At 65.9% G+C, this 18,919-nt stretch carries 20 protein-coding genes; 12 read left to right on the forward strand and 8 right to left on the reverse strand.

Annotation, left to right across the window (positions count from 1 at the left end; all coding sequences use genetic code 11):
- The first annotated feature begins 33 nt into the window (after positions 1–33).
- The 5 genes from ACKAE7_RS12725 to ACKAE7_RS12745 all read left to right on the forward strand — a co-directional run bounded on the left by ACKAE7_RS12725 (position 34) and on the right by ACKAE7_RS12745 (position 5,395).
- Positions 34–1,050 (forward strand): phosphodiester glycosidase family protein, encoded by a 1,017-nt coding sequence (locus tag ACKAE7_RS12725; RefSeq protein WP_408979380.1) that lies wholly within the window; start codon positions 34–36, stop codon positions 1,048–1,050.
- 8 nt (positions 1,051–1,058) lie between these two features.
- Positions 1,059–2,168, forward strand: a complete 1,110-nt coding sequence (locus ACKAE7_RS12730) for a GtrA family protein (protein ID WP_408979381.1) — start codon at positions 1,059–1,061, stop codon at positions 2,166–2,168.
- 75 nt (positions 2,169–2,243) lie between these two features.
- The gene (locus ACKAE7_RS12735) at positions 2,244–2,936 is read left to right on the forward strand and encodes a DUF4956 domain-containing protein (protein ID WP_408979382.1); all 693 of its coding nucleotides are present in this window, start codon (positions 2,244–2,246) and stop codon (positions 2,934–2,936) included.
- Positions 2,933–3,721 carry a polyphosphate polymerase domain-containing protein gene (locus ACKAE7_RS12740; RefSeq protein ID WP_408979383.1) on the forward strand — a complete coding sequence of 263 codons (789 nt, stop codon included), beginning with the start codon at positions 2,933–2,935 and terminating at the stop codon, positions 3,719–3,721. The genes ACKAE7_RS12735 and ACKAE7_RS12740 overlap by 4 nt, the downstream gene beginning before the upstream one ends.
- A gap of 39 nt (positions 3,722–3,760) precedes the next feature.
- Complete coding sequence (locus tag ACKAE7_RS12745; protein WP_408979384.1) at positions 3,761–5,395, forward strand: carbohydrate-binding domain-containing protein; 1,635 nt, start codon at positions 3,761–3,763, stop codon at positions 5,393–5,395.
- A gap of 150 nt (positions 5,396–5,545) precedes the next feature.
- Here ACKAE7_RS12745 and ACKAE7_RS12750 read toward each other — a convergent pair whose 3' ends face one another.
- The 5 genes from ACKAE7_RS12750 to ACKAE7_RS12770 form a co-directional block, all read right to left on the reverse strand.
- Positions 5,546–6,382, reverse strand: a complete 837-nt coding sequence (locus ACKAE7_RS12750; RefSeq protein ID WP_188812978.1) for an alpha/beta fold hydrolase — start codon at positions 6,380–6,382, stop codon at positions 5,546–5,548.
- Between the two features lie 133 nt (positions 6,383–6,515).
- Positions 6,516–6,713, reverse strand: coding sequence for a hypothetical protein (locus tag ACKAE7_RS12755; protein WP_190614227.1), 198 nt, complete (start codon positions 6,711–6,713; stop codon positions 6,516–6,518).
- A 270-nt stretch (positions 6,714–6,983) separates the two neighbouring features.
- Positions 6,984–8,168, reverse strand: coding sequence for an acyl-CoA desaturase (locus ACKAE7_RS12760; RefSeq protein ID WP_188812976.1), 1,185 nt, complete (start codon positions 8,166–8,168; stop codon positions 6,984–6,986).
- Positions 8,169–8,181: 13 nt separating this feature from the next.
- A complete protein-coding gene (locus ACKAE7_RS12765; protein WP_188812974.1) occupies positions 8,182–9,279 on the reverse strand; it encodes a ferredoxin reductase in 1,098 nt (365 codons plus the stop codon).
- Between the two features lie 222 nt (positions 9,280–9,501).
- Positions 9,502–10,533 (reverse strand): LLM class flavin-dependent oxidoreductase, encoded by a 1,032-nt coding sequence (locus tag ACKAE7_RS12770; RefSeq protein ID WP_408979385.1) that lies wholly within the window; start codon positions 10,531–10,533, stop codon positions 9,502–9,504.
- Positions 10,534–10,624: 91 nt separating this feature from the next.
- Here ACKAE7_RS12770 and ACKAE7_RS12775 point away from each other — a divergent pair, with 91 nt between their 5' ends.
- The 3 genes from ACKAE7_RS12775 (at position 10,625) to ACKAE7_RS12785 (ending at position 11,784) form a co-directional block, all read left to right on the forward strand.
- Complete coding sequence (locus ACKAE7_RS12775) at positions 10,625–10,963, forward strand: YnfA family protein (RefSeq protein ID WP_188813053.1); 339 nt, start codon at positions 10,625–10,627, stop codon at positions 10,961–10,963.
- 74 nt (positions 10,964–11,037) lie between these two features.
- Positions 11,038–11,442: a YidH family protein gene (locus ACKAE7_RS12780; protein ID WP_104189497.1), complete on the forward strand. Its 405-nt coding sequence runs from the start codon at positions 11,038–11,040 to the stop codon at positions 11,440–11,442.
- Positions 11,443–11,445: 3 nt separating this feature from the next.
- Complete coding sequence (locus tag ACKAE7_RS12785) at positions 11,446–11,784, forward strand: DUF202 domain-containing protein (protein WP_191036333.1); 339 nt, start codon at positions 11,446–11,448, stop codon at positions 11,782–11,784.
- An 11-nt stretch (positions 11,785–11,795) separates the two neighbouring features.
- On the opposite strand, the gene ACKAE7_RS12790 is transcribed toward ACKAE7_RS12785, so the two are convergent.
- Positions 11,796–12,194 (reverse strand): hypothetical protein, encoded by a 399-nt coding sequence (locus ACKAE7_RS12790; protein ID WP_400620133.1) that lies wholly within the window; start codon positions 12,192–12,194, stop codon positions 11,796–11,798.
- A 57-nt stretch (positions 12,195–12,251) separates the two neighbouring features.
- Between ACKAE7_RS12790 and ACKAE7_RS12795 the strand changes: the two genes are divergently transcribed.
- The 3 genes from ACKAE7_RS12795 to ACKAE7_RS12805 all read left to right on the forward strand — a co-directional run bounded on the left by ACKAE7_RS12795 (position 12,252) and on the right by ACKAE7_RS12805 (position 14,986).
- Complete coding sequence (locus tag ACKAE7_RS12795) at positions 12,252–12,488, forward strand: DUF2630 family protein (protein ID WP_104189493.1); 237 nt, start codon at positions 12,252–12,254, stop codon at positions 12,486–12,488.
- A gap of 23 nt (positions 12,489–12,511) precedes the next feature.
- Positions 12,512–13,306 (forward strand): carbon-nitrogen hydrolase family protein, encoded by a 795-nt coding sequence (locus ACKAE7_RS12800; RefSeq protein ID WP_408979386.1) that lies wholly within the window; start codon positions 12,512–12,514, stop codon positions 13,304–13,306.
- Between the two features lie 369 nt (positions 13,307–13,675).
- Entirely contained in the window at positions 13,676–14,986 is a 1,311-nt protein-coding gene (locus ACKAE7_RS12805; protein ID WP_408979389.1) for an ammonium transporter, read from the forward strand.
- A 46-nt stretch (positions 14,987–15,032) separates the two neighbouring features.
- On the opposite strand, the gene ACKAE7_RS12810 is transcribed toward ACKAE7_RS12805, so the two are convergent.
- Complete coding sequence (locus ACKAE7_RS12810) at positions 15,033–15,659, reverse strand: PadR family transcriptional regulator (protein WP_188812965.1); 627 nt, start codon at positions 15,657–15,659, stop codon at positions 15,033–15,035.
- A gap of 177 nt (positions 15,660–15,836) precedes the next feature.
- On the opposite strand from ACKAE7_RS12810, the gene ACKAE7_RS12815 reads away from it, so the two are divergent.
- Positions 15,837–18,014, forward strand: coding sequence for a transglycosylase domain-containing protein (locus ACKAE7_RS12815; protein ID WP_408979387.1), 2,178 nt, complete (start codon positions 15,837–15,839; stop codon positions 18,012–18,014).
- Positions 18,015–18,022: 8 nt separating this feature from the next.
- Here the strand turns inward: ACKAE7_RS12815 and ACKAE7_RS12820 are convergent.
- The coding region (locus tag ACKAE7_RS12820) for a DUF222 domain-containing protein (RefSeq protein WP_408979388.1) at positions 18,023–18,919 on the reverse strand (897 nt) is incomplete at its 5' end.

The following is an 18,919-nucleotide window of genomic DNA, read 5'->3' on the forward strand; positions in this document are numbered from 1 at the left end:
CCCCCTGCAAGCTTGCCTCCCTAGAAATGAGGCATGACTCCGCAACAAACCAGACAACGTAAACCCGGCCGCGCCCGGCGGGCCATCATCGCCGGGGCCGTGGCCCTCACCCTTTCCGCCGGGGGCGCCACGGCCTGGGCGCTGGACCGGTTTGTGGTCCAGCACGTCGAGATCGCCGACGTCTCAGCCTACGAAGCCAGCCAGGCCGGCAGCTCTGCAGGGAGCTCTGCCGGCACTTCCACCAGCGCTTCCACCGGCACGGCGGCAGGCACCGCCAGCGGCTCGGGCGGCATCGCCGTCACCACGGACACCTCCTACGTCTCCGACTCTTCCAACATCAACATCTCCACGGTGACCACCGGCAGCGGCGACACCACCGTCGCGTACTACGTTGCCGACGTCGTGCTCGATGACGCCACCACCCTCCAGTCCGCCTTCGCCAACGACAGCTTCGGCGAGAACATCACCGAAACCACCTCGGCCATTGCCGGGGCCAACAACGCAGTTTTCGCCGTTAACGGCGATTATTACGGCTTCCGGGACACAGGCATCGTGATCCGCAACGGCGTGGTGTTCCGCGACGAGGGCGCGCGGCAGGGCCTGGCGTTCTACCGCAACGGCACCGTCAAGGTTTATGACGAAGCCACCACCACGGCCGGGCAACTGGTCGCCGAGGGCGTCTGGAACACCCTGTCCTTCGGCCCGTCCCTGCTGGACAACGGAGAGGTGGCTTCCGGAATCGAGGACGTGGAGGTGGACACCAACTTCGGCAACCACTCCATCCAGGGCGAGCAGCCGCGCACCGCCGTCGGCATCATCGATGAGAACCACCTGGTGTTCGTGGTGGTGGATGGCCGCAGCCCAGGCTACAGCGCCGGCGTCACCATGACCGGCCTGGCCGAGATCATGCAGGGCCTGGGCGCCACCACGGCGTACAACATCGACGGCGGCGGCTCGTCCACCATGTACTTCAACGGCGAACTGGTCAACGACCCGCTGGGTGAAAACAAGGAACGCGGCACCTCCGACATCCTCTACATCGCGCAGTAGGTCCGGCCATGATCATCCTGATCCCGGCCTACGAGCCGGACCTGCAGCTTCCCGCCCTGATCCGCTCCCTCCGCACCGCCAAGCCAAGCGTGGCGATCGTGGTGGTGGATGACGGCAGCGGCCAGGAGTACCGGAACGTGTTCGACGCCGTCAGGGACCTTGGGTGCCATGTCATCAGTTACGGGCGCAACAGGGGAAAGGGCTTCGCCCTCAAGTCCGGACTGGGCTTCATTGCGGACAACCTGCCCGGCCATGACGTGGTGTGCGCCGACAGCGACGGCCAGCACCGGACGGCGGACATCCTCCGGGTAGCCCATGCCCTGCAGGAGAACCGGGCTGGACAGGGCTGGTCCACGATGGTGCTGGGCAGCCGGAAGTTCACCGGCGACGTCCCGGCGCGCAGCCGGTTCGGCAACACCGCAACGAAGCTGCTCTTCACGCTGGCCACCGGCGAGCGCATTCCCGATACCCAGACCGGCCTCCGCGGCTACCCCGCCGCCATGATCCCCTGGCTCCGGTCCGTCCGCGGCGACCGGTACGAATACGAGATGAACCTTCTGCTGGAAGCCCGTAATGCCGGCTACGCCATCCGTTCGGTGGACATCGCCACGGTGTACCTGGACCACAACTCCGGTTCCCACTTCCGGCCGCTGGCCGACTCGGTGCGGATCTACGCCCCGCTGCTGAAGTTCCTGGCCTCGTCCTTCACGGCGTTCCTGGTGGACACCGTGCTGTTCGTGCTGCTCACGCTGCTGGTCGATTCCCTGCTCCTGGCTGTGCTGGGCGCCCGGGCTGTGAGTTCCGCCGTGAACTTCATGGTGAACCGGCGCATCGTCTTCGACCACGGCAGGGACAGGCCGGCCGGCACCACCGGCGTCCGCTACTTCAGCCTTGCCGCCCTGCTGCTTGCCGCCAACTTCGGCCTCATCTGGGCCCTGGAAGGGGCCGGGCTGCTGGCACTTCCCGCCAAGATCCTGGCCGAGGTCATCCTGCTGGGCATCAGCTTTGTGGTGCAGCAGCGCTTCCTCTTCACGGCACAAGCTCGCGGAAAAGCAGCCGGCAAAACCGCGCCTAACGGTCCCAGCGAACCGTCAGCCAGCACTCACATACCCGGCTAGGTTCCGTCACAGCACCCGCACAGTTTGGCCGGGCATCGTGAATACCAGCCCACCGAAAACATCCCGGAGAATCCCATGAACCCCCTTATTTTCATCCTCGCCGACCTGGCAGCCATCAGCATCCTGACCTTCGCCCTGTACCTCCGCCGCCACCGCCGCCGCGACCTGGTGGTGTCCTACCTGGGCATGAACGTGGGCGTCCTGGCCGTGGCCACAGCGCTCTCGGGTTCCGCCGCCGGGCTTGGCCTGGGACTGGGCCTGTTCGGGGTCCTGTCCATCATCCGGCTCCGTTCCACCGAGCTGGCCCAGCACGAGGTGGCCTACTACTTCTCAGCCCTGGCCCTTGGCCTGATTGCCGGCCTGGGGATTGAGCCCCTCTGGCTGACCGGTTCCCTGATGGCCCTGATCCTGCTGGTGATGTTCGTGGGTGACCACCCGCGGGTCCTGCCGGCCCACCGCCACCAGACCGTTGTCCTGGACCGCGCCATTGCCGAGGACGGCGAACTCTACGCCCGGCTGGAAGAGGTCCTCCACGGCAAGGTCCACTCCGCCACCATCCAGGAACTGGACCTGGTGAACGACAAGACCATCGTGGATGTCCGGTACGCCTACTCCCCCACAGCCTTCCCTGCACCGGCATACCTTTCGGACGTGACCACGCCGGCGCCGCGGCACGCAGAATATGCCCCCGCTGAACCTGCACTCATTGAACCTGCCCCCGGAGAACCAGCCATCGCCCGCCTTACAACCCCGGCAGGTGCCGCGTGAACAGCCCCGCAACGGCCGCCGTCGTGAGCAACCTTCATTCCCTCCGGTCCGTTGGGCTGGAGGAGCTCAACTCCGAAGCCGCACTGCAGACCCGGGTGGACCGCAAGTACGTGGTCCCGGCCCGGCTTGCGGGCCAGCTCCTCGCCACGTTCCGCGCCGACGTCCGCGTCCTGGAGATGGACGGCTCCCGCAGCTTCGCCTACGACTCCGTCTACTTCGACACCGCCGGCCTGGACAGTTACCTGTTGGCAGCCCACGGCCGCCGGCGCCGGTACAAGATCCGCACCCGGACCTACGTGGACAGCGCGGTGAGCTTCCTGGAGGTGAAGACCGAAGGCGCCCGGGAAGCGACGGTCAAGGAACGCATCCCGTACCTCCCCGAGGACCGTGCCCGGCTCACGGCCGAAGGCCTGGAGTACGTCCGCGAAACGCTCACCGCGGCTGTGGGTTCAGTGCCCCCAGGCCGTCTCCGCCCGGTCCTGGAAACCCGCTACCACCGGACCACGCTCTACCTGCCGGAGTCCGGGAGCCGCGCCACCATCGACACGGACGTGACCTGGCAGCGTCCCGGCCGGGCTGCTTGGGTGCTCGATGATGCGGTGATCCTGGAGACCAAGTCGGGCTCCACGGCCGGGCCGCTGGACCGGCATCTGTGGGCCCACGGCGTCCGCCCCTCCCGGATCTCAAAATTCGCCACCGGCATGGCCGCCCTGTGCCCGGACCTGCCCGCAAACCGCTGGAACCGGACGCTGCGCCGCAGCCTCTCCCTCCGGCCCGCAGCCTGACCCCCATATCTCCCCAACGCAATCACCTGAAGGAAAACCATGAAACGCTTCCGCACACACCTGTCCGTCACCGCGCTCGCCCTCGCCCTCGGCCTGGCGGGCTGCTCGGTGGGCGGCACGACGCCCACCGGGGTCTCGGCCGTCAGCAGTTCGGCCTCCACCACCAGCGCGGGCACTGCCGCCTCCACTGCCTCCACCGGCACTGCCGAGGCCGTCTCGTTGGACGCCCTCGCAGAAGACACCCACTACGACGCCGACGACCTCACCTGGGAGGCCGCCGCCGAAGTAGCCGTGACGCTGGCGGACGGTACCAGCACTGCCGCCGGCGGCACGTCGTCGTCCGCCGTAAAGATCGACGGCGGCACCGTCACCATCACCGCCGCCGGCACCTACCGCCTCAGCGGCTCACTGTCCGACGGGCAGGTGGTGGTGGCTGCCGGTGAAGAAGACGTGGTCCGCATCATCCTCGACGGGGCAGACATCACCAACTCCACGGGTTCCCCGTTTGTGGTGGAGAGCGCGAACGAGGCGATCGTCTACCTCGCTGACGGAACCACCAACTTCCTCAGCGACGCCTCAACCTACGCCGACCAGGGCACGGACGCCCCCAACGCCGCCGTGTACTCCATGGCCGACCTCACGATTGCCGGGCCCGGGTCCCTCACCGTAGACGGCAACTTCAACGACGGCATCTCCTCGAAGGATGGCCTGGTCCTGGCCGCCGGCAACGTGACGGTGGACGCTGCGGACGACGGCATCGTCGGCAAGGACTATGCGGTGCTCCTGGACGGCGCCTACCAGGTGACAGCGGGCGACGATGGCTTCAAGTCCGACAACGAGGAGGACGAGGGCCGCGGCTGGGTCCTGGTCAACGGCGGCACCCTGAACGTCAACGCCGGAGACGACGGGATCAAGGCCTTCAACACGCTCACTATCGCTGCCGGCACCACCACCGTGGAGGAATCGGAGGAAGGCCTCGAAGCCCAGCACATCATCATGACCGGCGGCACCGCCACCGTCACCGCCAACGACGACGGCGTGAACGCCTCAGGCGGCAGCACAAGTTCCAGCACCACCGCCGCAGGCGGAATGGGCAGCGGAATGGGCGGTGGCATGGGTGGCGGGGAGATGGCCGTGGGCGACTACACCGTGAACATCAGCGGCGGCCTGCTCACCATCAACGCCGAAGGCGACGGCCTGGACTCCAACGGCAACGCCAGCATCTCCGGCGGCACCGTCGTCGTCAATGGGCCCACCAACAACGGCAACGGGGCGCTGGACGTCAACGGTGAGCTGGCCGTCACGGGCGGAACCGTGGCCGCTGCCGGCAGCGCGGGCATGGCTGTCACACCGGGAGCCTCCTCCACGCAGTCCGGCGTGCAGGTGACCCTGGAATCCTCCGTTCCCGCCGGCACGGTAGTCCAGATTGCCGATTCCTCCGGCAACGTGGTGGCAGCCTTCGTCACCACCAAGGCCGCAGCGTCACTGGTGTTCTCCTCCGCGGCCATCAGCGACGGCCAGGAATACACCATTTACACCGGCGGGACGGCAACGGTCAGCGCGGGCATCGGTGAAGGGTCGCTCGACGGCGCCACGGAACTGGGTACGGTCACCGCCGGAGAATACACCGCAGCGCAGGGCCCCGGCGGAGGCGGCGGCGGCCCCCGCTGGTAGCCCCCAATCCTCTATCACCTAACGCAACGTTTCCCCCAACGCTCTCTCACGTAACGCAACGTTTCCCCCAACGCTCACTCACGTCCGGCGGCGGCAGTCATGCCGCCGCCGGACGTTTTACGTGTGCTGGACGTGCGGGGAGGGCAGCGGCTACTTGGCGAGGAAGCGCAGGAGTGCTTCGTTCACTTCGGGGGCATGCGTCCACAGCAGGCCGTGCGGGGCACCTTCGATTTCCACATAGTCGGCGCTGGGCAGTGCCTTGGCGAACAGCCGGCCGGTGGAGTCGATGGGCAGGATATTGTCCGCGGTGCCGTGGAGGATAAGCGCGGGGACGTCGATCTTGGGGATGTCATCCCGGAAGTCCGTGAGCCACGTGGGCTGGGCCGCCACTGATGCAGTGGCGCCAGCACCCGCGGCCAGGCTCCAGCTGGCGTTGACGGCCTCCTGGCTGAGTCGGGGCGTGCCCAGGAACGTGTCCGAGTTGTAGAAGTTCTTGAAGAATTCGGTGAAGAAGGCATACCGGTCCGCAGTGACGGCCTCCTTCAGCCCATCGAAAACCTCCTGCGGGACGCCGTCCGGGTTGTCGTCAGTCTTGAGCAGGAACGGTTCCAAGGAGCCGAGGAAGGCTGCCCGCGCAACCCGGGAGGAGCCGTAGGTGCCCAGGTAACGGCCCACCTCGCCGGTGCCCATGGAGAAGCCCACCAGAACGACGTCGGTCAGGTCCAGAGTTGTCAGTATGGTGTTGAGGTCGGCGGCGAAGGTGTCGTAGTCGTATCCCTCGGTGGTCTTGCTGGATTTCCCGAAGCCGCGCCGGTCGTAGGTGATGACACGGTAGCCGGCGTCAAGGAGCGCAGCGGTCTGCTTTTCCCAGGAGGATCCGTCCAGGGGGTAGCCGTGGATCAGGACGACGGGCTGGCCGGAGCCGTGGTCTTCGTAGTAGAGCTCGATATCAGTGCTGTTTTCGGTTCCAACGGTGATGAAGGCCATCGCGGCGGGTCCTTTCGAGACTGTGGGTTCGGTGCGGCCGCCGAAGGAGCCGCGGCCGCGCAGTACCTACTCTAGGGCGGTCCACCGCCCCGTCCAGTCTTCCCCGCGTGAGTTGGTTGCCGGGCCGGCCCTGCTACGGGGAGGGTTGCGGAAGTTCGCAGGAAATCTGGGGATTTGCTCCCATGTAGTTCAGGGGGCCGGCAGCGATGGTGACGGCAATGGTTCCGGCCTCCGCGCAGTTGTCGGGCGCGGCGCCGAAATAGCCGCGCTGCCAGGCGGCCACGCCGCCAATGATGAGCCAGATAACGATGAGTGCTCCGAGAATCCGCATGATTCCTCCATTGGGCGCCGCGGCTGTGGAATCAATTATGCGCCTGCCCCGGGTGCACGAGAGGGGTCCAGGGAAAGTGAGAGAGCGTCTGCCGGAAACCTGCAGGGAGTGAGAGAGCGTCCGCCTGGAACCTGCAGGGAGTGAGAGAGCGTCAGGGGAAACGTTGCGTTAAGTGAGAGAGCGTCGGTGGGGACAGAAAAGCACCTCCGGTCCCGGGGATAATCCCGGAGCCGGAGGTGCCTTCAGTGCTTTGGACAGGCGGTGCGGTTGTTAAGCCGTGGCCGTCTTGCCGGGCAGTGCCAGCTTGAAGATCTTGCCCCAGGTGGATCCGACCTGCTTCAGCAGCGGCCCGGTGGTGTACTTCAAACCGTAGCGCTGGCAGATCTCACGGACCTTGGGCGCCACCTCGGCGTACCGGTTGGAGGGCAGGTCCGGGAAGAGGTGGTGCTCAATCTGGTGCGAGAGATTACCGGTCATGATGTGCATGAGTTTGGACCCGGAGATGTTGGCGGAGCCGATCATCTGGCGGATGTACCAGTCGCCGCGGGTTTCGCCCTCCGCCATTTCCTCCGTGAAGGTGTCAGTGCCTTCGGGGAAGTGGCCGCAGAAGATCACTGCGTGGGCCCAGACGTTGCGCACGGCATTGGCCGTCAGGGTCCCGTATAGCGCCTGCTTTCCGGAGCCGGTCAGCATGGCGACGGCGGGGGTCGCGGCGTAGTCCTTGGTGAACTGGGTGACAACCTTCTTGCCGAGGGCCTTGAGGTCCTTGAGCAGCGCTTCCTTGGACTTCTTGCCTTCCTTGAACTCCGTGAGCTCAAGGTCGTAGATGGCGATGCCCCACTCGAAGAGCGGCGCCAGGATGGCGTTGAACACCGGGTTGGCCAGGTTGATGGGCTTCCACGGCTGCTGTTCGTCCATCCGCAGGAGGTTGTATCCGACGTCGTTGTCCTTGCCCACCACGTTGGTCCAGCGGTGGTGGAGGTCATTGTGGGTGTGCTGCCACGAGCGCGACGGCGTGACGAAGTCCCACTCCCAGGTAGTGGAGTGGATATCCGGGTCCCGCATCCAGTCCCACTGGCCATGCAGGACGTTGTGCCCGATTTCCATGTTTTCCAGGATCTTGGCCAGGCTCAGCAGCGTGGTTCCGGTAACCCAGGCAGCCTTGTTCTTGCTGACCAGCAGGGCGGCACGGCCGGAGATTTCCAGGCCACGCTGGATCTTGATTACCCGGCGGATGTAGGCGGCGTCGGCTGAACCGCGTTTGGCCAGGATCTCGTCGCGAATGGCGTCGAGTTCACGCCCCAGTTCCGCCACCTGCTCATCACTCAGGTGGGCGGCGGCCGGCGGCCGGACGGTGGGGCTGCCGGACTCGGCGAGCTTTCCGGGGCGCGTCCTTGACCCTCCGGTCGGCTTGCCTTCGGCGGGTGTGGTTTTGCTCGGTGTTACTACAGTCATACCGTGATGCTCCTCAGATTTCGAGGTTGACGGGTCCGGCGGCTGCCGAGACACACGTTTGGATCAGTTGGCCGGGTTCGCCGTGGACTTCGCCGGTGCGGAGGTCCCTCACCTGCCCGGACAGGAGTGGGGTCAGGCAGCTGTGGCAGATGCCCATCCGGCAACCGCTGGGCATCAGTACCCCAGCGTCCTCCCCCACGTCCAGGATGGGGGTGTCGCCGTCGGCCTCCACCTCACGGTCGGAGGCCTCAAAGGTGACCAGCCCGCCGTCGTGCCCCACTCCGGCGTCGAAGGTGGTGTTGAAGCGCTCGATCATGAGGTTGCCGGCACTGCCTGCGACAGCAACATCGGAACCCGGCGCTGCCGTGGTGAGCGCCGCGCGCTTCCACAGCGCCTCGGCGTCGTCCAGGAAGCTGTCCGGACCACAGGCATAAGCCGCGCGTTCCTTCCAGTCGGGACAAATCTCGTCCAGCTGGGAGGTGTTGGTGAGGTCCATGCGGCCCTGCTCGCCGGTGAACCAGTGGGCGAGGCGGAAGTTCGGGAACTGGTCCGCCAGCTCCGCGAGTTCCTCGCGGAAGAGGCTGTCGCCGGGGGTGCGGGCCGAGTGGACCAGCACGACGTCGGCATCCGGACGACGCGGGACAAGGGTGCGGATCATGGACATGACGGGCGTGATGCCACTGCCCGCGGTGACCATCAGCAGGGGGCGGGGGTGCTCCGGAAGCACGAAATCGCCCTGCGGAGGAGCCAGGAACAGGACGTCGCCCGGCTTGGTGGTCCGCACCAGGGTGCCGGACACCGCCCCAACATCAGTGACCGTGATGGCGGGGTCCTTGCCGGCAGGCGTGCTGAGGGAATACGACCGCCAATGGCGGACGCCGTCCAGCTCGACGCCGATGCGTGCCCACTGGCCTGCCAGGTGCGAGTGCCAGCCGCGGCCGGGCCGGAAGAAGATAGTTGCTGACTGTGCCGTCTCCTGCACCACGCGGGTGACCACGCCACGAAGCTGGCGCGCAGAGTAGACGGGATTGAACAGGGCTAGGATGTCCTCCGGCGACAGGGGCGTGGTGAGGACAGTGGCCGCCTGGGCCAGCTGACGTAACCGGATCATGGGATTAAGCCTAGAGCGGCGCGAGCCATATTTCTCTCTCTCCGTCATATGACCGTTCCGCAGTCACGCTGTAGTAATGGCGCTAAGCCCCCAAGCCGCACTCTAAGAGTAACGGTTCGGCAACGCGGAAAGTTCCGTAATGGTTCAATAAGCCTGCTTAGTATATCGCGGACAGGGCCCGCAGGGGAGAATTTTTTACCGTCCAAGGGGCGTTGTGCCTGTTCAGGAGCCCGGGCTCCATCCCAGCGCAGGCGCGATATGCCGGACGATATTGCCCAGCAGCTTCGCGTTGAAGTCAACGCCCAACTGGTTGGGCACGGTCAACAGGAGGGTGTCAGCCGCCTGGACGGCGGTGTCCGCAGCCAATTGCTCCGCCAGGACGTCCGGGGCGCCGGCGTAGCTCTTCCCGAACCTGGCAGTCAGTCCGTCGATAATGCCCACCTGGTCCCGGCCGTCCCGAAGGGCGGCACCGGCAAAGAAGCGGCTGTCTTCCTCATCCACGATGGGCAGGACACTGCGGCTGACCGATACCCGTGGTGTGTGCTCGTGGCCCGCTGCAGCCCAAGCGTCCCTGAACAGCTGGATCTGCTCGGCCTGGAGTTCGTGGAAGGGCACGCCGGTGTCCTCGGTCAGCAGCGTGGAGCTCATCAGGTTCATGCCCAGTTCCGCGGCCCAGACCGCCGTCTTCCGGGTTCCGGCTCCCCACCAGATTCGCTCGGCGAGCCCGGGCGACTGTGGCTGGACGGGCAGCAGCCCCACGGCTCCGCCTGCGTACCGTGGGTCCGCTTCCGCAACCCCCGCGCCGGTGATTGCCTTCCGGAAGAGGGCGGTGTGCCGGCGGGCCATATCCGCTTCCGTTTCTCCGGGGCCGGGCACGTACCCGAATGCTGCCGCCCCCTGGCGGGTGGGCTCGGGTGACCCGCGGCTGATGCCGAGCTGCAGCCGGCCGCCGCTGATCAGGTCCGCGGCCGCGGCTTCCTCGGCCATGTAGAGCGGGTTTTCGTACCGCATGTCGATGACGCCTGTGCCGATCTCGATCCTGGTGGTGCGCGCGGCGATGGCGGACAGAAGCGGGAATGGCGAGGCCTGCTGCCGGGCGAAGTGGTGCACCCGGAAAAATGCTCCGTCCAGCCCGAGCTCCTCCGCGGCCACCGACAGGTCGATGGCCTGGAGGAGGGCATCACCGGCGGTCCTGGTGCGGGAGCCCTGCCCGGGACCCCAATGGCCAAATGAGAGAAATCCGATGCGCTCCATACACGGCCCAACCCTGGCCCGGCCCCCGGCATTCCCGCCCCCTTGTGAATCCGGCTGGCATGATGGCGTCGTGGGTATCCCTGATGAAGCTGTGAGCATCGCCAAGACCGTGGTGCTGTTTGTCCTGGCTGCTGCGGCGGAAATTGGCGGCGCATGGCTGGTGTGGCAGTCAGTGCGTGAAGGAAAGGACTGGTGGTGGGCCGGCTTGGGCGTCATCGCCCTGGGGGCCTACGGCTTCGTGGCCACGTTCCAGCCGGACGCTCACTTTGGCCGGATCCTGGCGGCATACGGCGGGGTGTTTGTGGCCGGGTCGCTTGCCTGGGGAATGGTCTTTGACGGTTTCCGGCCGGACCGCTGGGACATCACGGGTTCACTGATCTGCCTGCTGGGCGTGGCCGTGATCATGTTCGCCCCTCGCAGCGGGGCCTAGCGCCGACCAGGGCACAGCGCAGCGGCGGACAGTGGAGCAGAGGATGCACCCAGCCGCGTAGCTAAACTGGCTCCGTGACCAACCGCGAGCAGCCCGCCAGCGCCCCCGTTCCGCCGTCGCGCGGGAAAATCGCCGAACGCCTGCTGCCTGGCGGGGAGGAACCGGACCCGCGTTTCACCTTGGCCAATGAGCGCACGTTCCTTGCCTGGATCCGCACCTCCCTCGCGCTGCTGGCCGGCGGAATCGCCATTGAGGCCTTCACCTCGGATCTCTTCCTGGAACCGGTCCGAAAGGGCCTGGCGGTGGTCCTGCTTCTGCTCGGCATGCTGTTGAGCGCCGGCTCCGCTGTCCGGTGGCTCCGGGTGGAACGCAGCATGCGCAACAAGGCGCCGCTGCCGCTGCCGCTCATCGTGCCGCTGCTGGCCGCCGCCGGCGCCCTGGCGGCCGCCGTCGTCCTGATCTTCATTCTCTGGCCCTGACCCGTGGCACCATCCCCCGGTCCCGCGCCACTGCATGGGGATCCCGGCCTGCAGCCTGAACGGACCACTCTTGCGTGGGGCAGGACCATGCTGGCCCTGGTGACAGTCAGCGCGATTTTCCTGCGCTGGCTGCCGCAGCATGGCCTGCCCATCCTGCTCCTGTTCACGGTGTCGGCCGGAACGGCCGCCGGCATCTACTTCACGCAGCGGCGCCGCTACAGCGTGAGCTCGCACGGCATCCGCGAGGAAATGCACGACGCCGATATCACCGCCGTGCTGTGGACGGCTTTCGCCGGGGTGCTGCTGGGTGCCCTCGGCATTGGCGTGGTGCTCATTGGATAGAGCGGCCGTGGCTAGAACATCGGCAGGACAAAGCCGGCAAGGAACGCCACGGCGCCGATGCCCGTCAGGCACCGGCCCAGTACTGATGCGGTCCTGCCTGCCTCTTCCGGCGCAGCGGTCTGCCACTGGGTGGGGCGCTTGGGGTGGTAGTAGATAGGGAGGGTTTCGCCCACGGCCAGCTCCCTGATGTCGTGGGGTGACATGGGGGCGTGGTGCACCTGGTACTTGCGGTCGAACCAGCGGAAGCCCACGCCCGTGCTGTCGGAGTACACCACCGCTTCAGCCACAGCCCACGGATGAACGAAGCGGCGGAGGAAGCCTGTGTAGAAGAGCAGTGCGAGCCCGGCGGGCAGGCACATCCAGGTCAGCATTTCCAGGATTGGACCTGCCATATCAAGCACAGTGGGCATGATTCAGATGGTACAGGCGTACGCTGGGGTAACCGGTCCGGGGAGTAAGGGGAAGCCATGAACGATCAGGATATTTTGACGCGCATCCAGGCCCTCGTTGAGGAGGAGCACTCACTGCGGGAGGCTTCCGGGGACGGGCAGGTGCCGGACAAGGCGCGGCTGAAGCAGGTGGAGGAAAGCCTGGACCAGTGCTGGGACCTGCTGCGGCAGCGGCGGGCCAAGTCGGACTCCGGTGAGAACCCCAACGATGCCGAAGCCCGGCCCGTCAGCGAAGTAGAAGGCTACAAACAGTAGCGGCCCCACAGATTGGAGCGTCCATGCGTCTGGCTGTCGCCCAGATCATCAGCAGTGCGGACCCCGCAGAAAACCTGGGACTGATCCGGGATTACGCTGCGCAGGCGAAAGCCGCCGGTGCGGAACTGGTGGTTTTCCCTGAAGCCGCCATGCGCGCCTTCGGCCACTCCCTCCGCGATGTCGCAGAGCCACTGGACGGCCCCTGGGCCGGCGAAGTCCGGGCCGTTGCGCGGGACCTTGGCATTGCGATCGTGGCCGGCATGTTCACGCCCGGGAAGGACGGCCGGGTCCGCAACACGCTGCTGGTGACGGGCCCCGGCGTCGATACCTCCTACGACAAGGTCCACCTCTTCGACGCTTTCGGCTTTACAGAATCGAAGACCGTTGACGCGGGTGAAACTCCGGTGACCTTTGAGCTCAAGGGCACGGTCTTCGGCCTTGCCACCTGCTACGACGTCCGTTTCCCGGCCCTCTTCACTGCCAACGCCCGGGCCGGGGCGCAGGTCAACATCGTGTGCGCGTCCTGGGGTGCCGGTGAGGGCAAGGCTGAGCAGTGGGACCTCCTGGTGCGGGCACGCGCCCTGGACAGCACCACGTTCGTGGTGGCCTGCGGCCAGGGGGACCCGGAAACCATCGGCGCAGGTCCTGCAGGGAGCGCGCCTACGGGCATAGGGCACAGCGCGGTGATCGATCCCCTGGGCTCCGCCGTGGTGGCGCTGGGCGGCAGGCCGGAACTCGCCGTCGTCGATATCGACCCGTCCGTTGTGGATGAGGTGCGCAGCAAACTTCCGGTGCTGGCCAACGCACGGCACTTCTGACCCCTTCGCTGCCGTCCCGGGAGGGTGAGCCGCCGGTTACGCGCAGGAAACCTGCCAGTTCATCGCGGACGACGACGGTCCTCACCTTCCGCGCTGTCCGTCCCGCGCCGTTGCGCCGGCCTGGGGCTTTTTGCCGCAAGGGCACCTCCGTATGGAGGGCGCCGGTTAACACGCTTGAAACATGATCGACGCGTGAACTTCATGCAAGGGCTGATTGCGTAACGCAGCCGCAACTTTTGCGCGCCTTTCCGGAAACACCGGAGGACAAACATAGAGGCCGGGGGAAGTGCGAGGGCCGGCAAAGAGCGCCCCGCTGGCGCAACGCGAAGGGACCCGCAGGTGGATATTTCTGCCCAACATGTCTGGTTGATGATTTCAGCCGCGATGGTTTTGCTGATGACGCCCGGACTGGGCCTCTTCTACGGCGGCATGACCCGCGCCAAGGCCGCCCTCAACATGATCATGATGAGCTTCATCTCCGCCGGGATCGTGGGCGTGGTGTGGGTCCTGTGGGGCTACTCCATGACAACGGGCGACGGCGTGCTGGGCATCTTCGGCAACCCCTTCGCCAACTTCGGCTTGCAGAACCTGATGGGCTCCCCCGACCTGATCAAAGCCGGCTACAGCGCCACGTTTGCGATCATCACGGTGGCGCTGATCAGCGGCGCGATTGCCGACCGCGCAAAGTTCGGCGCCTGGGCACTGTTCGTACCGCTCTGGATCACGGTGGTCTACTGCCCGCTCGCGTACATGGTCTGGGGCGGGGGTCTGATGAGCGCCGGCGGGGCAGTCACCGCCGTGTTCGGCCAGGTCATCGACTTCGCCGGCGGCGCAGTGGTGGAGATCAGCTCCGGGACCGCAGCCCTGGTCCTGGCCCTGATCGTGGGGCAGCGCCACGGCTTCGCCAAGGACCCCAACCACCGTCCGCACAACATTCCCTTCATCATGCTGGGTGCCGCCATCCTGTGGTTCGGCTGGTTCGGCTTCAATGGCGGCGCGGCAACAACTGCTGAGCAGGCAGGCCTGATCTGGGTGAACACCCTGGTGACTCCCGCCGCGGCGATGCTGAGCTGGCTGGTCACCGAAAAGATCCGCCATGGTCATCCCACGTCACTCGGTGCCGCCTCGGGTGTGGTTGCCGGGCTCGTGGCCATAACGCCGTCCTGCGCCAACATCAGCCCGGTGGCCGCTGTCGGCCTGGGCTTCGTGGCCGGAGCTGCCTGCGCCGTGTTCGTTGACCTAAAGTACCGCTTCGGCCTGGACGATTCGCTGGACGTTGTGGGCGTGCACCTCGGCGCCGGACTCATCGGCACCCTTGCGCTCGGCTTCATCGCCCTTCCCGTGGATGGCCAGGGCGGCGGACTCCTCTACGGCGGTGGTGCGCAACAGCTGATTGCCCAGACGGCGGCTGTGGTGATCACCCTGCTGCTCTCCGGCGCCGGAACCTTTGTCATTGGCCGCGCCATCAACACGACCATCGGCTTCAGGGTCAGCCTTGAGGCGGAAACCGCTGGAGTGGACCTTGCTGAACACGCTGAGAGCGCCTATGCCTTCGGTGAAATTGGCGCGGGATTCAATCCGCAGCATCCCGTTTCCCACTCCCCCGCAGCAGAGATGGCAGATGCCGCCGACCGGCCCAGCAAGAGCGCCACGCGCGTTAAGGAAAACTCCTTCGCTTGACCGGCGCGGCGGTTATGGCCGGGAAGCCGGGTTGCAACCGCCGCGATTAGTCAGCCAGGATCTTGTACAGCGCCCGCCGGGTCTCATCCATTTTTTCGATGGCTGCGGCGCGCTGCTCCTCGCTAACACCACCGCGGAACTGGTGGATGGCTCCCATCAGCTTGCCGATGCTCTGATGGAACTCGCGGTCGGAGTTGTCCGGCCCGGCATTCCAGGCATTGTCCATTTCCTCACCGTGCTCGGCCACATAGGCCCGGCCCCGGTCCGTGAGCGTGAACTCCGTCCCGCGGCCCTCGCTGAGGGCTGAGATCAGGTCCTCGTCGACGAGTTGCTGCAGCGTGGGGTAAATAGACCCGGGGCTGGGCCGCCACGCGCCCTCCGTTCTTTCGGCAATCGTCTTGATCAGTCCGTAACCGTTGGAGGGTGACTCGGCCAGGAGCGAGAGGATTGCTGCCCGGACATCCCCCCTGCTGGCCCGCCGTGAGCCACGGCCGAACCCCGGACCGAACCCTGATCCAAAACCGGGTCCGGAACCGGGCCCAAACCCCGGCCCAAAACCAGAACCAAAGCCACCCCCGCGGTGTCCATGCGGCCCCCTGCGGCCCCTGCCCCGCCCGAATGGCTCGTTTCGGAATTCAGCGCCGGGAAATTTCTCTTCGTGTATGCCTTTCATCGTGGCATCGTCCTTTCACAGGATAATTCATCGACCTCTTCGGCGATAGTTAACGATATGTCGTTAACTATCGCCTGGTCAAGATCGTGAGTGTGATCAAATCATGACCTTTCGGCACCTCAAAGTGCCGTTGGACGGGCGTAGTCTTTTGAGACCTCCAAGCTCGAGGGCTGAATGATGGCGAAGAAAAGGAAGCGCAGAAGCGGTTTCGGCGCTGCCCTGGGAAGGTTCCTGGGGTTCCTGGCGGCGAGTGCCATGTGCGGGGTCCTGGCCGCCAGCCTGGTGGTTCCGGCGGTGGCGGCAGCGGGATTCGGCGTCAGTAATTCCATTGGTTTCTTCGACAGCCTGCCCGAGGAACTCACTGTCCAGCCGCCGTCGCAATCCACCAAAGTCCTCACCGCCGACGGCCAGCCAATCGCCACCTTCTTTGCCGAGAACCGCGTCAGGATTCCGCTGGACCAGATGTCTCCCCACATCAAGGACGCGATCATTGCCATCGAGGACAGCAGGTTCTACGAACACGCGGGCATCGATCCCCAGGGGATCGTGCGGGCCGTGGTGTCCAACCTGACGCAGGGTGGCCAGCAGGGTGCCTCAACCATCACGCAGCAGTACGTCACCAACGTGATCAACGAAGCGCGCTTGTCGCAGGACAGGCCGGACGAGGTGATCCTCTCCGGACAGAAGGACGTTGGTGACAAGCTGCGGGAGATGAAGCTGGCCATTGCGCTGGAAAAGGAGTTCACCAAGGAGCAGATCCTTGAGGGCTACCTGAACATCGTCTTCTTCAACAGCGACGCCTACGGCATCGAGGCGGCGTCGCGCTACTTCTTCAGCACCACCGCCAAGGACCTCACCATTCCGCAGGCTGCGCTGCTGGCCGGGCTCGTCAACAGCCCCACGTTCTACAACCCTGCGATCAACCCGGACAAATCAATCGTCCGCCGGGACCAGGTGCTTTCGGAGATGCTGCTCCAGGGCAGGATCACGCAGGCTCAGCACGATGAAGCCGTGGCCACGCCGATTGAACTGAAGATCAGTCCGGAACGGCAGGGCTGCGCCTACGCGGCCATGGCGCCCTACTTCTGCGACTACGTGTCCCATCTCATCCTGAACAATCCTGCGTACGGGCCCAGCCTGATAGAACGGCAGCGGAAGCTCTACCGCGGCGGACTCACCATTGTCACCACCCTGGACAGCAGGCTGCAGGCAGCCGCCCAGGCACAGGTGGATGGCACGGCAGGACCGAACCCGGACCGGTGGGGTGCCGCCCTGGTCACCGTGCAGCCCGGGACCGGCAAGATCCTGGCGATGGCCCAGAACACGGTGTTCCTGCCGGAACCGGGGAAGTTCGACACGCACCTGAACTTCAACGTGGATGCCAAGGACCCGCAGGGAAATGACCTCAACGGAGCGGGCGGCTTCCAGCCCGGGTCCACCATGAAGCCGTTCACCTTTGCCCAGTGGCTTAACGAGGGCAAGTCCCTGACTGCGGAGGTGGATGCTTCACGGCGCGTCTATCCGCTGGACTTCCCGTGGCGGTCCAGCTGCGGGAAGGTGATGGGCGCCTACAACACCGCGCAGAACAACCCTACGCTGGGCGCAGCTGACGACCTCCAGAACGCCGAGGAGGGCTTCTACCGGAAGATGCCCATCAATTACGGGCTGTACAACTCGATCAACACCGCCACGTTCGCCACGGCCGCGCAGCTGGATTTCTGCGGTATCCAGGAGATGGTGGACGCGGTGGGGCTGCACAGCGGACTCGATGGAGCGCCGGTCAACATGCATCAGTTGGGCAACCTTCTCGGCGCTATCGGCGTGGCTCCCCTTCACCTGGCCAACGCCTTTGCCACGTTTGCCAATGACGGCCGCTACTGCACACCCATCGCCCTGGTGGACGTCAAGGATGCGGCCGGGGGCAATCTTCCCGCCCAGCCCGCGGAGTGCCGTGACGCTGTGAAGCCGGACGTGGCCCGTGGAGTCAACAATGTGCTGCAGGATGTGCTCGTCAGGGGTTCAGGCGTGTGGATCAACCCCAAGACCCATGACAAGTTCCCGGTGGCGGCCAAGACCGGCACCTCAAACAACAATGGGTCCACCTGGATCGTTGGCTACACCACCGGTATTGCCACCGCGTCCTTCTTCGGCGACGCACTGGAGGGACAGAAGCGGGCAGGGCAGAACGTGACCATCAACGGGACTTTCTATCCCCGCCTGGACGGCTACATGATTGCCGGGCCGCAGTGGGCCAACTACATGCTTCAGGCTGCCCCGCTGTACCCCACCAATCCGTTCCCGGCTCCTCCGCCATCGATGATGGGCCCGAGTCCGTCCCCCAGTCCCCGCCCCTAAGTTCGATTTCAGCTGGCCACGCCGGCACGGCCAACCACCTGCACGGTGGGCTTTGTTTGGTGCCCCTGGTCCTTGAGCCGCGGTTGTTTCCCGGGGGCTCGTGGCTGCAGATGGAAATCACGACGGCGGGACGGAGTGCCCGTGCCGGGTGGTGGTGGTGCGGTGGAGTGGTAGGTGTGGCCGGTGGGGGTTTTTAGTTCTACCGTGTGTCGTGGTCCGGGTACGGGTTTGGCTGTCCAGCCGGGTGTTTCTTTGGTGTGGTTGCAGGCTTCGCAGAGGCCTTGGCCGTTGGTGCTGGTGGTTGTGCCGTCACTGTGCCAGGGGGTGATGTGGTCGTGGTGGCGGATGGGCGCGTCGCAGTAGGGGGTGCGGCAGGTGTCGTCGCGGACCTGGAGGAACCGCCGGAGCCCGGGCGGGAAGAGCCGGGCCTTGGAGTCCATGGCGAGCAGCTCACCGGTGCCGGGGGCGGTGTAGAGCCGGCGGAGCCAGATGTTCAGTTCCCCGGCGTTAGCTTCTGATTCGGTGCGGACTGCTTTCCTGGCCCATTCGGCGGGGACGATGCCGTAGCCGGAGAGCTTGGCTGGTTCGCTGTCGCCCTGGAACAGGGTGCGGTCGGTCATGACCAGCTGCACCTCGATGCCGGCGACCCCGCCAGGGGTGCCGGTAACGTTCTCAACGAGCTGATCGGCCATGATCTGGCCCTTGGACCGTTCGTCCCCAGAGGACCGCAACGTATCCGCGTGCCGGGTCAGGGCCGCGTAGACGGCCACCCCCTGGGCGACGGGCAGCAGAGCGGTCAGGCGGGCCATGGTGTCCGGCGCCGGGCGAAGGGTCACGGTTCGGTCGTTCACCGCATGGCTGGCGCGTTTTGCCACCGAGTGCGGGTCGCGCCGGTACGCGGCAGC

The organism is Pseudarthrobacter sp. NKDBFgelt, from assembly GCF_046097905.1.
In the GTDB taxonomy this organism is placed as follows: domain Bacteria; phylum Actinomycetota; class Actinomycetes; order Actinomycetales; family Micrococcaceae; genus Arthrobacter; species Arthrobacter polychromogenes.

Coding starts and splice junctions, on each gene's coding strand:
- ACKAE7_RS12725 (WP_408979380.1), top strand. CDS start 34: ATGACTCCGCAACAAACCAGACAACGTAAACCCGGCCGCGCCCGGCGG.
- ACKAE7_RS12730 (WP_408979381.1), top strand. CDS start 1,059: ATGATCATCCTGATCCCGGCCTACGAGCCGGACCTGCAGCTTCCCGCC.
- ACKAE7_RS12735 (WP_408979382.1), top strand. CDS start 2,244: ATGAACCCCCTTATTTTCATCCTCGCCGACCTGGCAGCCATCAGCATC.
- ACKAE7_RS12745 (WP_408979384.1), top strand. CDS start 3,761: ATGAAACGCTTCCGCACACACCTGTCCGTCACCGCGCTCGCCCTCGCC.
- ACKAE7_RS12750 (WP_188812978.1), bottom strand. CDS start 6,382: ATGGCCTTCATCACCGTTGGAACCGAAAACAGCACTGATATCGAGCTC.
- ACKAE7_RS12755 (WP_190614227.1), bottom strand. CDS start 6,713: ATGCGGATTCTCGGAGCACTCATCGTTATCTGGCTCATCATTGGCGGC.
- ACKAE7_RS12760 (WP_188812976.1), bottom strand. CDS start 8,168: ATGACTGTAGTAACACCGAGCAAAACCACACCCGCCGAAGGCAAGCCG.
- ACKAE7_RS12765 (WP_188812974.1), bottom strand. CDS start 9,279: ATGATCCGGTTACGTCAGCTGGCCCAGGCGGCCACTGTCCTCACCACG.
- ACKAE7_RS12770 (WP_408979385.1), bottom strand. CDS start 10,533: ATGGAGCGCATCGGATTTCTCTCATTTGGCCATTGGGGTCCCGGGCAG.
- ACKAE7_RS12790 (WP_400620133.1), bottom strand. CDS start 12,194: ATGCCCACTGTGCTTGATATGGCAGGTCCAATCCTGGAAATGCTGACC.
- ACKAE7_RS12795 (WP_104189493.1), top strand. CDS start 12,252: ATGAACGATCAGGATATTTTGACGCGCATCCAGGCCCTCGTTGAGGAG.
- ACKAE7_RS12800 (WP_408979386.1), top strand. CDS start 12,512: ATGCGTCTGGCTGTCGCCCAGATCATCAGCAGTGCGGACCCCGCAGAA.
- ACKAE7_RS12805 (WP_408979389.1), top strand. CDS start 13,676: ATGATTTCAGCCGCGATGGTTTTGCTGATGACGCCCGGACTGGGCCTC.
- ACKAE7_RS12810 (WP_188812965.1), bottom strand. CDS start 15,659: ATGAAAGGCATACACGAAGAGAAATTTCCCGGCGCTGAATTCCGAAAC.
- ACKAE7_RS12815 (WP_408979387.1), top strand. CDS start 15,837: ATGGCGAAGAAAAGGAAGCGCAGAAGCGGTTTCGGCGCTGCCCTGGGA.